The sequence below is a fragment of the Streptomyces mangrovisoli genome (genome assembly GCF_000974985.2).
Classification (GTDB): domain Bacteria; phylum Actinomycetota; class Actinomycetes; order Streptomycetales; family Streptomycetaceae; genus Streptomyces; species Streptomyces mangrovisoli.
In genome coordinates this window covers 16476-28292 of the sequence record NZ_LAVA02000113.1, presented here as the reverse complement: position 1 = coordinate 28292, position 11817 = coordinate 16476, and the positions used below count along the sequence as shown (strand labels likewise).

The following is an 11817-nucleotide window of genomic DNA, read 5'->3' as shown; positions in this document are numbered from 1 at the left end:
AACAGGGACTCCCTTTGCCACAACGCACTGACTCCAGCCGCCGCTGAGAACACAGCCCGGTCAGCCACTCGTGGCGACAGAATCTGTCACGCGGCCGTGGACCTCCAGGCGCCGGTGACGCACCCCTCTTCCCAGTGCCACCATTCCTTGGCCGCGCCATGCTCCAAAAGCCTGCGCATCTGCTGAAGGTCGGCACCCGGCGGAACGTCCAGAGCGACCATGCGGAACTGCTCGATGCCCTCACCGGTCGTACCGAGGCGGTGAAAGACGTCCAGCACGCTCTGCCGGGCCGCGGCAGAGCCACCGTCCTTGAGCACGATCAGCCGGATCGTACAGTTCTGCGAGGCCCGAACCGTCTCTGCGGCCCAGCGGACGCCGTCCTCGTCGATCTCCACGCGGATGATGTCGCCGCTGGCGACTGCGCGGACGAACCACGGAGTGTTGTCCAACCGGACTGTCCCGTCACCGAGATCGACCGCCCACAGGCTCTCCACGCTCACCGGCGGCCAGCCGTCCTCGTCCACGTCCATCCGGAAGCAGACCTTCACATGGTCATCAGTCACGCTCGTCACGGCACCATCATCCTCATTGTCAGACCCCCGAACTAGCCTCCGCCCGTGACCCCTGAACTGCTTGCCTCTCTTGCCGTACCGCTCCCGGCGGGACGGATGATCACTTCCGGTGAAGGGCACGGTGCCGTGCAGCCGCTGTGGCTGAGCGACGCCCCGGCTTCTGCTGAACTGTGGGTGCGGCTGCTCGCCGAGCACAGCACCTCAAGGCTGTGGCCACTTCTTCTTGCTGCCCGTGACCCGCACGACGCCGAATTGCGGCCCTGGGCATCCGGCGAGCTGTTCCCCGAGCGCATGACCTCACCCCACGCGCACAACCCGGCCGACCTCCTGGCGCAATGGTGGAGCGCGTACACGGAGACCGACGAAGACGACGACCTGCTGACGCCGCAAGAGCGGCTTGCCGTCACCGCACCGTTCACACAGATCTGGCCGAGCCCACTCCTCAGCCGTGAACCTGCCACGGGCGCCGACGAGATGGCCGCCGAGTACGCGCACGTCTTCGCCGACCAGCACCCCAGAGCGCGCCTCGGGCTCGTCGCCGCTGCCTGCGGCGCGGACGCGCTCACCACCGTCGGCTGGGACGGGCCTGCCAACTATGACAACGACACGGCCAAGTTCTCCGCCGTCGTCCACGACTGGGAACGCCGCTTCGGCGCGCGTGTCGTAGCCGTCGGCTCCGACACCCTCCACCTCAGCATTGCGGCACCCCCGACCAACACCCAGGACGCCCTCCTGGTCGCCGCCGAACACTTCGCCTTCTGCCCGGACAACATCTGGCAGGGCCCGCACCCCTGCACCCTGGCCGCCTACGCACAACGCATCGCCGGCATGAACAACTGGGACTTCTGGTGGGACTGACCCCGACACCAAAACCACGGCAACCGACCACCCGAGCCCCGGAAAGAGACCTCCACCACCCTGCGCCAGCACAAGGTCACCCCCACTCGTGAACACCCCAGACCTGCCCGGCCCGGCACACGACACCGCCCACGGGACACACCCCGCCCCGGCCGGGGTGAGCACACGCCCCGGGCACGACGGACATCAGACACGGACAGGACAAGCACACACCCCATCCCCGGCCCACGCTGTTCCCCCCCCCGCCCGGACATCCACCTCACCCGCAGCCGACAGGCTGCAGCAGCCGGCCGGGGAACACCTCGACGGGGCGCGGCTGGTCGACGCGGTGCTCATGCCCGGCCGGGGCACCGCCCGGGCGGCCATCAACGCCAACGTCACCGGCCCCGAGCTGGACGAGCAGAAGGGCCTGGCGAACCTGCTCAAGGGCTTGTTCAGCATGTACCGCAATCCGGCCGCACACGAGCCGCGCCTTCACCGCACGGTGACCGACGGGGAGTTGCTGGAGTTGCTGACCACGCTGTCGATGGTGCACCGGCGCCTCGACGGCGCGCACGTCACGCCCCAACTGAGCGACCGCGTCCGCCGTACGGCGCTGTGCACCCCCACGGTGAAGCCGGTCGACGTGATGTGGTGATCGGTCTGGCGCTCACCCCGCCCGGCGGGCTGAGCGCCTACGAGCCCGGCACCGCCCCGGGTGGGTTCTCTCCCTCCGGGCGGCCACCCGGCCATCCCGTTCACGGGGTCGTCGCGCTCACCGGCGACCGGCAGCGGCGCAGCGGCGGTCTGGCTCGACGACCTCACCGATGACGAGCTCGAGGGGCTGCAGCAGCCGGCGCGGGACGCGGCCGGCACAAGGGGGGCAACGCAACTTGCGCGCCGACTCGCCGCAGCCACCCGGGCGGCCGGCGAGCTGACGGCTGGCGGCCGCCGGGGCCGGTACGGCTGCGCATGCTGAGTCGGGCCGGGCCAGTGGATCCTGGGCCCGGCCCGACGTGGGGGTGGTCAGCGGGTGGATGTCAGGCGAGGTGGTCCAGGAGCCACGTGACGACGGCGCGGAGTGCCCCGGAGACGGCACCGGCCAGGGCTGTTCCGGCCAGAGCGAGTCGCTCGCGGCGGGTCAGACGCGTACGGGACATGACGTCCTCCACATGTGTGGTGGGTGGATGGGACAGCCGGCCGGCTTGCTGTCCACCTTCAGCCCCTGGAGAAGAGCGACTCCGAGTTGCGACAAGCTGTCAGCGCCCGTGCGTATCCGCGCTGTTCACGCTGTGGTGGGACGCGGGATCCGGGACGATGGTGCGATGAGTGGCGACACGGGGGGCGACCGTCCGGAACCGGAAGTGGGCACGAGACGGCCGCGGGAACTGGCGCGGGCACGGGTGGGATGGCCGCCGGCACTGCGCGAGCTGAAGGACCTGCTGTACGAGGTGTACCTGGCGGCAGCCGCGCCCAGCCTGGACGAGATCACCGCGGGCATCGACGACATGGACGACGAGCTGGACGGTTCCCCGCGCCGGGACACAGTGCGCCGTGTCATCTCCGACAGCGAACGGCCCAAGAAGCAGGCCGACGTGGTTGCCGTCGCCACGGTGCTGGCCCGCCATGCCGCCTGGGATGCGCCGGATCTGGCGTGCCGGGTGCGGGAGCTATGGGTGCGGGCCCGTATGGCACAGGGGGTCGGACGCCCGATCGGCGATCTGCGCGGCCGTCCCGAGCTTGGCCTGGACGGCGGTCTGGGCATCCACCCGGCGCTGGACACCGGGGGCGCCCGCGACCGGTTCGGGATCCTGCCTGCGTACGTTCCCCGGGATCACGACGCGGCCCTGAAGGCCGTCGTTGAGGCGGCGGCAAAGGGGCGCAGTGGGATCGCGGTCCTGGTCGGGGGATCCTCCACGGGCAAGACCCGCGCCCTGTGGGAGGCCGTGGCCGAATTGCCGCAGAGCTGGCGTCTGTGGCATCCCCTCACTCCCACCGCCCCTGAGGCGGTGCTCGCCGCACTGCCGGATATCGCCCCGAGGACGGTGGTGTGGCTCAACGAGGCCCAGAACTATCTGACCCCGACACCGCTCGGTGAGCAGGTCGCGGCGGGGCTGCGGGAACTGCTGAACGATCCCTCGCGGGCCCCGTTGGTCGTGCTGGGCACTTTGTGGCCGGAGCACTGGGACACCCTGACCACCCGCACCGAACCCGACCGGCACGCCGGCGCCCGTGAACTCCTGGGCGGACACAAGATCGATGTGCCGGACGCGTTCACGCTGGCCGACCTGGCCGCACTCGACGCCGCTGACGACGGTGATCCCCGGCTCGCGCAGGCCGCCCATCACGCGCAGGATGCACAGATCACCCAGTACCTGGCGGGCGTGCCCTACTTGATGGACCGTTACAACGCGGCCCGGGGCGCCACCCGGGCCCTCATCCACGCCGCAATGGACGCCCGCCGGCTGGGTGCCGGCCTCCGCATCCCCCTGGACTGGCTCGCCGCGGCTGCTCCTGGCTACCTCACCGACGCCGAGTACCGCGGCCTCGACGGCGACTGGCTGGACAAGGCCCTCGCCTACGTCACCACACCCTGCAACGGCGTCCCGGGCATTCTCACCCCAGCCCCCGCCCGCGGCCCCCGCAACCAGCGCACCCCTGCCCGGCCCGCCACCAGCGGCCGGCCCCGCTACCTGCTGGCCGACTACCTCGACCAGCACGGCCGCCGCCACCGCGCGACACAGATTCCGCCTGTCGACTTCTGGACCGCGGCCGCCCGCCACGCTCCCCCCGCCGACCTGACCGCCCTCGGCGACGCCGCCTGGAACCGCGGCCTGTACCGCGACGCCGCCCAACTCCACAAGAACGCAACCGCCCACGGCAACCCCCATGCCACGGGACGACTCGTCAAGAACCTCCACCGCCTGCACCCCACCGACTCCCGGCCCGCCCAATGGGCCCTCGCGCACGCCGCCCTTGATGACCTGAAAGCCGTCGCCACGGTATTGACCGCGCTGCGGGCAGTCGGGGCGCACGAGCAGATCACCGAGCTGGCTGAGCTGGTCGTCGCCCGTGCCGGTTTCGACGACCCGCACGCCTTGTCATGGCTGTTGCGCGCGCTGCGGTATGTCGCGGCGCACGAACAGATCACCGCGCTCCTGGCCCGCAACCCCGCCGCGCACACCCCCCTCGACAACCCGGAGCACGTCGCAAAGCTGCTGGGCGCTCTGCGGCAGGCCGGGGCGGACGAGCAGATCACCGCACTGCTGGCGCGCGATCCCGCCGCGCACACCCCTCTCGACAACCCGCACGCCGTCGCAGGTCTGTTGAACGAGCTGCGGGCGGTCGGGGCGCACGAGCAGGCCAGCGAACTGGCCCGGCAGGCCGCCGCACGCACCCCCCTCGACACGCCGTACGCCGTCTTCAGCCTGCTGTCGGACCTGCGCAGGGCCGGGGCGCACGAACAGTTCACCGAACTGGCCGAGCGGTTCACCGCGCACGTTGCCCTCAACTATCCGCGTGGCCCCCGCGCAGCGTGGTTGAAGGAGCTGCGGGCGATCGGTGCGCACGAACAGGTCACCGAACTGGCCCGGCAGGCCGCCGCACGCACCCCCCTCGACGACCCGAATACCGTCGCGGTTCTGTTGAGCGAGCTGCAGAAGGTCAGGGCGCACGAACAGATCACCGCACTGCTGGCCCGCAACCCCGCCGCGCACACCCCCCTCGACGACCCGCGCGCCGTCGCGGCGCTGTTGTACGCGCTGCGCAAGAACGGGGCGGAAGAGCAGATCACCGCACTCCTGGCCCGCAACCCCGCCGCACACGCCACCCTCGACAACCCGATATCCGTCGCAGATCTGTTGTACGAGTTGCGGGAGAACGGGGTGGATGAGCAGGTCACCACACTGCTGGCCCGCAACCCCGCCGCACACGCCACCCTCGACAACCCCCATGCCGTCGCAATTCTGTTGAGCGAGCTGCACAAGACCGGAACGGATGAGCAGGTCACCGCGCTCCTAGCGCGCGACCCCGCCACGCACGCCACTCTTGACCACCCGATGGCCATCGAAAGGCTCCTGGGCGTGCTGCGGGAAATCGGGGCGCACGAACAGGTCACCGCACTCCTGGCGCGCGACCCCGCCACGCACGCCATTTTCAACAATTCGATCGCCGTCGAAGGGCTGTTGGGCGTACTGCGAGAGGTCGGGGCGCACGAGCAGATCACCGCGCTGACCGGGCGGCTCGCTACCGAAGGACACTTCGATGCGTTCATCGAGTTCGGCGGACACCAGGATCAGTTTCCGTTCGGACGTGAGCCTGATGGAACTGCCGCCCCAGCATGGTCCTGGAGCGACTTGGACTGAACCAGTGCAGGCAGAACCGACGGAGCCTGGCCCGAGGAGGACGAGCCGCACGAGATCACTGCCGGAGCGTTGGGCGAGGCGTACCGGCAGCCACCACGCGCACAGGGAGCAACTCCGGGGGCTGCCCACTTTCCAGGCCTATTCGAAGACCATCCCCGCCATCCCCGCGTACGCAAGGAGCAGGACCCGAGCGACACCGACCGCGTGAGCGACGCGGGACCATCCCCGCGTACGCGCGGAGCAGGCGCTTCGGGTACCGGTGGCACCCGCGGCGCCTGGACCATCCCCGCGTGCGCGGGGAGCAGACTCAATGACCTGCACCTCTAACGGTGTTCAGGCATCGTTTCCAGCACTTTCAAAGACTCCGACATATAAGCTATTTAACCCTTTCGGGACTGAGATGCACTCGCCAGCCGGCCACGTGCGAACCGTCAGTCAAAGCCCTTCGCCGACACAAGCAGCCGACCATCACCGTCCGCGCCAGGACCGGCAGTCGCCGGTCCCTCCGACCGAGCGAGGGCAGCAGCAGAGGCTTCCGAGCGTCGGCGAGATCCTCTAGCCCCAGCCGTCCAGCGAGACCTGCGGACCACCCGCAAGGTACCGGCGCAGAGCGCTCGCGGTGGTGTCCACAAAATCCGCAGGGACGGCGTTCGCATCAACCCAGCAGACCTGGGCGTGCTTGCGCGGTTCGCGGTTCTCAGGCTCTCCGCTCCACTCGTGGGCGGCGAACACGACCGTGAGAAAGCCGTTCGGGGCCTCCACGCCCCAGGCGCCGTGGATGATGTGCGCGACCTCCAGAGCCTCCGGCTTCACGGTCAGGCCGGTCTCCTCGTACAGCTCGCGCACCGCCGTCTCGGTGATGGGTTCGCCCGGTTCGCTCTTGCCGACGGGCAGGTCCCACATGCCTTGGGCGAACTTGGCGTTCTCGCTGCGTTGGAGGAGGACGACGCGGTTGGTGGCCTTGTCGTGGACGATGACGGCCGCGACCAGCAGGGTCATCGATTCGAGCGCCGGCTTGAGGGCTGGGGAGCGGTCATCAGTCTGGTGGGCCACGGGTTTCCCTTCGTCAGACGGGTTGTTGGGCATGCTAGGCGAGTGACTCGCGGGCGCGGCGGGCGAGTTCGGCGGCGCCGGGGACGCGGCGGCGCTGGTAGACCGCGAGCGTGGAGCGGATCGATGTGATCGCCTTGCGGGTACGGTCGGAAGTCATGCCTTCCATCAAGACCAGGGCCTGGGTCCATGCGGCGACCGCTTCGTCGGCGCGGGCCTGGGCGGCGAGGCTGTCGCCCAGGTCGGCGTGGGTGAGCGCGTGGACGCGCTTGTACTTCTCCGGGTCCCAGCGGGTGAGGGCGTCGCGGTGCTGCTGTTCGGTTCCGACGTGGTCCGCGAGGTCGGTCAGGGTGCGGGCGGTGTGGCTGGCCACGGTGCCGGCTGCGGGGCCGCTCACGCGGGAGTAGCTGGGCTGGGGGCCGTCGTCTCGCAGGAGAGCGTCCTCGGCGGCGAGAAGGGCGCGTGCGGCGGACGGGTTCTCGGCGGTGGCCGCGTAGGCGCGGGCGTGCGTGATGTGCAGGAGTGCCTCGGTCTGGCCGTCGACGTGGCCGAGGCCGCGTCGCAGCGCGCCTTCGACGAGGTCGACGCAGTGGTGGGGCTGTTTGAGGCTCAGGGCCTGGTGCGCGAGGGCGCGCATCATCCAGGCGGCGTGGCCGTGGGGGTCGGCCTCGCAGGCGAGTTGGTAGCCGACCTGGTAGTAGCGCTGGGCTGCGCCTTCCTGGCCCAGGCCGTGGTGCTTCCATCCGGCGAGGTAGGCGAGTTCGGCGACTGCTGCGAAGGCGGCGCAGCGTAACGGCTCCGACGGGAAGCGTCCGCGGAGCATCGGAGCGGCGGTGTCGGCGAGGTACGCGGTGACGGTGGTCAGGCCGTGGCCGCCGCCGAGGCGCTCGTCGGCGGCGCTGAAGGCCGCGGTGATCTGGTGCACTACGTCGATGTCCTCGGCGCCGACCACGGAGCGGCCAGTGCGGGCGCGGAGCATGCGGGCGGTGGCCTCGTGGTCGTAGCCGAGTGGCATCGCCACGCCGGCGGCGGTGAAGGCCGCGATCGCCAAGAAGCTGCGGCGCTCGACGTCCGCGCGGCCGAGGTCGGTGACTGCCGTGACCGGGTCACCGTCCGAGGAAGGTTCGGCGTCCGCCGGCTTAAGGCCGATCTCCGTCGGGGTGACGATGCGGCCGAGGCGTCGCGAGAGGGCCTCGGCCAGGTACTGGCCGGCCCGACCCGAGGGTGTGCGGGTGCCGCTTACCCAGTGGGAGACCGCTGACTTGTTGGTCTGGAGGAGTTCGCCGTTCTCCGCGCCGATGCGGCGGACGTCCTTGGCGAGGGCTTCGTACGTGCATCCGGCCGCTTGGATCGTCGTGCGCAGGCGGGAGTTGGGGTCGTTCGGCACTGGCACGTTCCTCCGTCCCGGAGCGTAAACCGCGTATACCGCTTGGCTTCGGTCACACCGTACCCACTCTGCGTAGCGGGCGGTTCACTGGTCGACAGCCGCCCGGAACCGGCGCACCACCGCGACCGGGCTCCCGCTGGGACGGGCGGCATCCACGTTCCGTACGCCCTGTCCGGGCTCGGGCATTCCCGTGCCCGAGCCCGGCCGACCAGAGACGGAGAACCGGTGACCATCATCGACACCACGGCCATCACGGTCGAGCTCCCCGACGCCTTCGACCCGCGCTGGAGCCGCCTGCCCGGCATCCAGGCCGACGGTCGGCGCATCACCATCGACCCGGCCGAGTACTTCTTCCGCTTCGAGTCCCACACCTGGCTCGTCGCCGACTGGGAGCTGGTCAAGGCCCAGCTCCTGGGCGTGGACGAGTCGACCGAGAGCGCGGTCGAGCAGCTCGCCCTCGACTTCATCAAGGAGCACGGCGAGTCCACCTCCGACGCGGCCCGCGTGCTGGCCACCGCGTACGAGGTGTACGCCTACCTCTTCCGCGACGAGCACCTCGCCGGCCTGGGCCTGCCGCAGATCACCGCCGACCACCTGCGGATGCTCCGCGAGGCCGCCACGCTCATGGCGCTCAACAAGGTCGAGCTGGACGGGCACATCTCCAACGTCGGCCCGTGCTGGTTCTTCCCGGCCGCCACCTCCGTCGTCTTCGATCTGGACGACGCGATGGGCGGCATGCTCGACGAGGTGTACCACGGCGGCTGGTTCAACGGGCACCGCCGGATCGAGTCCATCAAGGCCCACGCCGCGCTCGGCGGCCGACTCGTGCACGGCTGCCAGTCCGTGCCGGACCAGACCGGCGGTGTCGTCGCGCCCTACGGCGCCTCGATGGCCAACCTCCGCGACGACCTCGCGGCGTTCAAGGCGGGCTGGATCGAGCAGGTCTACGCGCACCGCGTGACGCCCGCCGCGTAGTCCGCCCACACCATCAGGCTCCGGGGCGGGCCGACATGTCCCGCCCGCCCCGGACGCCACCATCCCCCCCGGAGCCCTCACGTGACGACGAACCCCAGCGCCGAACTCCTCGACAGCCTGCTCACCGTGGCCGGCCAGGCCGCCGCCGTACGGGAGGAGGTGCGCGTGTGGTCCATGTCCGGAGTCGAGCGCGTGACCTTCCCCGACGGCTCCACCGCCATCTTCAAGTACGCCAAGAAGCCGTTCGACAGCGAGGACCAAGCCCTCCGCCTGGCCCACACCTTCGGCGTCCCCGTCCCGCAGGTCCACGCCTCCGCCGTACTCGACGGCTGGCTCGGCATGCTCATGGAAGATCTCGGGCCGTCCGTCCGCGACGCCGACGACCTCGACGGCGTCGCGGCCGCCGTGATCCTGCACGGCACGCGTACGGCTCGCCCTTTGCTGGTCCTCGACGAGGAGCGCCTGCGCGCACTGCCCGCCCAGGCGCTGGAGCATCTCGAACGGTTGCGCAAGGCCGACCGGTGGCAGGACGCCGACGACGTCGAGGCCGCGCTCGACCGGATCGCCCAGGCCGCCGAGGCCCGCTCGGCCGGAGCGACGCTGGAACCCTTCGGCTGGGTGCACTCCGAGTTCCACCCCACCAGCCTCCACATCGGGGACCGCGGGTGGCGGCTGCTGGACTTCGCCCGCGCCTTCACCGGTCCCGGGCTCCTCGACCTCGCCAGCTGGCACGGCACCATCGAGCCCCCGCACCCCGTCCGCCTGCGCGTCCTCCTGGAGCAGTACGTCACCGCCGGCGGCACCCCCGACGCCCTCGCCCCGCGCGGCGGACTCACCGCCGAGAACTGGGCACTGGGATGGCACCGCATGTGGATCACCGAATGGTTCATGGACCAGGCCATCCGCTGGATCGACGACCCCACAACCGACCCCGCCTACCTCACGGCCGTCCGCCGGCACCTCACCGACGCCCTGCGCCTCCTGGAGGTCTGACGTGCTCGCCCAGGCTTCCCCATGGCACGCGCACGCCGCGCAGCGCACCGCCGCCGGACTCGCCGAACCCCTGTCTGTTCCCGCCCGGATGGAATGGACCACGCGACCAGGCCAGGGCCCCGGAGCCGACATCCTCGGCGCCGACCTGCGCGGCCGCCGCCGCCTCGAACTCGGCTGCGGCCCCGGGCACAACGCCGCCCACCTCGCCACCCGCCACGGCGCCCACGTCACCGGCGTCGACCTGGTCGGCCTCCAGGTCCGGCGCGCCCGCTCCCACTACGGACGACTGAACAACCTCACCTTCGTCGCCGGACACGCCCTGCACTACCTGCACGCCTCCGGCCAGCAGTTCGACGCGATCTACTCCGTCTTCGGCGCCGTAGGACTCGTCGCCCCCGAGCTGCTGCTCCCGGCCATCGCTCAACGCCTCAACCCTGGACGGGTGTTCGCCTTCTCCGTACCGCACCCGCAACGCGGCGGCCGCAGCCCCTCCGGCGACGACCGGCCCCGCCGCGACCACGTCACCCTCCCCGACCGCACGCGACTCCCGGTCGCGCGCTGGGAGTTCGACACCGACCGCTGGGAGAGGCACCTCAGCCAAGCCGGCCTTTGGCTCACCTCGGCCCAGGAGTTCCACGACTCCCGCATGGGCCACTGGCCCACCACCCTGCTGATCCGCGCACGCAGGCTCTGACAGTCACCCGCCCCGGCTTCTTCCGGAGGAACCCATGCGCCAGCCCTACCTGCTCCTCGACATCGACGGCGTCCTCATACCCTTCCCCGACGCAGACGGCTCGACCCCGGCCACCCACACCCGCCACGACGTCGTCCCCACCGGCCGCAGCGCCGACAACCCCGTCACCGTCTGGCTCGACCCCGACCACGGCCGCTTACTCATGGACGTGATCCGCACCGGACTGGTCACCCCCGTCTGGTGCACCAGCTGGCGCCGAGATGCCACCACCCTCATCGGCCCCCTCCTCGGCCTCCCACCCCTGCCGTACGTCGACCTGCCACGCCCCCGGATCACCACCAGCCACCCCAACGGCTACCTGTGGAAACGCGACCACGTCGACGCCTGGCTGGGTGACGCCCCCGCCGTCTGGGTCGACGACGACTTCACCGGCCTCGACCACGCCTGGGCGGCGGAGCGCTCCGCGGAGGGAGCCCCGACCCTCCTTGTTCAGCCCGATCCACGCCACGGACTCCGGCCCGAACACCTGGCCAAGGTCACGACGTGGGCGTCGCGGCTCCCCACAGCCCGAATTGCCTGACTGCCGGACCTCTCAGCTGCAGACCCCAAGGCACGGGCCCGCCGCGCCGACTCACTATCCGCCCGCGCGGTCGGCTGGGTCCGAACAGCGTCCCGTCCCGGATCGGGTGGGGCCGATGCCGCAACGGGACCGTCTAACGCACCCTGCTGTAGGCGTAGATCCCCTTCACGGCGCGGTCGAGGTAGGTGCCTTTGCTGGGGGCGCTGACAAGCCTGGTGTACACGTGCACGGGGACGCCGCGGTACTGATACACGCTGCCGTTGTGGAACTCGACCTCCAGGATGCCTCCCGCGTATCCGACCGATCGGACGTGGGAGGAGCGGACCGCTGTGCGTTCCAAGGGGGTTTCCTTTCGCTTCGCGCCG

At 70.7% G+C, this 11817-nt stretch carries 11 protein-coding genes; 7 read left to right on the top strand and 4 right to left on the bottom strand.

What is annotated here, in order from left to right:
- Positions 1-86 precede the first annotated feature (86 nt).
- Positions 87-572, bottom strand: a complete 486-nt coding sequence (locus tag WN71_RS35645; protein WP_046592978.1) for a DUF4265 domain-containing protein — start codon at positions 570-572, stop codon at positions 87-89.
- 45 nt (positions 573-617) lie between these two features.
- Between WN71_RS35645 and WN71_RS35640 the strand changes: the two genes are divergently transcribed.
- From WN71_RS35640 to WN71_RS35630, 3 genes are all read left to right on the top strand, one after another.
- Positions 618-1430 carry a DUF4253 domain-containing protein gene (locus WN71_RS35640; RefSeq protein ID WP_046592977.1) on the top strand — a complete coding sequence of 271 codons (813 nt, stop codon included), beginning with the start codon at positions 618-620 and terminating at the stop codon, positions 1428-1430.
- 88 nt (positions 1431-1518) lie between these two features.
- Positions 1519-2067, top strand: a complete 549-nt coding sequence (locus tag WN71_RS40490; RefSeq protein WP_079178377.1) for a TIGR02391 family protein — start codon at positions 1519-1521, stop codon at positions 2065-2067.
- Between the two features lie 667 nt (positions 2068-2734).
- Positions 2735-5773, top strand: a complete 3039-nt coding sequence (locus WN71_RS35630; RefSeq protein WP_143074925.1) for a tetratricopeptide repeat protein — start codon at positions 2735-2737, stop codon at positions 5771-5773.
- A gap of 555 nt (positions 5774-6328) precedes the next feature.
- On the opposite strand, the gene WN71_RS35625 is transcribed toward WN71_RS35630, so the two are convergent.
- Complete coding sequence (locus tag WN71_RS35625; RefSeq protein ID WP_046591442.1) at positions 6329-6859, bottom strand: NUDIX domain-containing protein; 531 nt, start codon at positions 6857-6859, stop codon at positions 6329-6331.
- A gap of 1 nt (position 6860) precedes the next feature.
- Positions 6861-8216, bottom strand: coding sequence for an NsdA family TPR-like regulatory protein (locus tag WN71_RS35620; protein WP_046591441.1), 1356 nt, complete (start codon positions 8214-8216; stop codon positions 6861-6863).
- A gap of 219 nt (positions 8217-8435) precedes the next feature.
- Between WN71_RS35620 and WN71_RS35615 the strand changes: the two genes are divergently transcribed.
- The 4 genes from WN71_RS35615 (at position 8436) to WN71_RS35600 (ending at position 11452) form a co-directional block, all read left to right on the top strand.
- Positions 8436-9185 (top strand): hypothetical protein, encoded by a 750-nt coding sequence (locus WN71_RS35615; RefSeq protein WP_046591440.1) that lies wholly within the window; start codon positions 8436-8438, stop codon positions 9183-9185.
- Positions 9186-9266: 81 nt separating this feature from the next.
- Positions 9267-10178 carry an aminoglycoside phosphotransferase family protein gene (locus tag WN71_RS35610; protein WP_046591439.1) on the top strand — a complete coding sequence of 304 codons (912 nt, stop codon included), beginning with the start codon at positions 9267-9269 and terminating at the stop codon, positions 10176-10178.
- Between the two features lies 1 nt (position 10179).
- The gene (locus WN71_RS35605) at positions 10180-10872 is read left to right on the top strand and encodes a class I SAM-dependent methyltransferase (RefSeq protein ID WP_046591438.1); all 693 of its coding nucleotides are present in this window, start codon (positions 10180-10182) and stop codon (positions 10870-10872) included.
- A gap of 34 nt (positions 10873-10906) precedes the next feature.
- Complete coding sequence (locus tag WN71_RS35600) at positions 10907-11452, top strand: HAD domain-containing protein (protein WP_046591437.1); 546 nt, start codon at positions 10907-10909, stop codon at positions 11450-11452.
- 133 nt (positions 11453-11585) lie between these two features.
- Here the strand turns inward: WN71_RS35600 and WN71_RS35595 are convergent, their stop codons facing one another.
- Positions 11586-11792 (bottom strand): KTSC domain-containing protein, encoded by a 207-nt coding sequence (locus WN71_RS35595; protein ID WP_046591436.1) that lies wholly within the window; start codon positions 11790-11792, stop codon positions 11586-11588.
- Between the last annotated feature and the right edge of the window lie 25 nt (positions 11793-11817).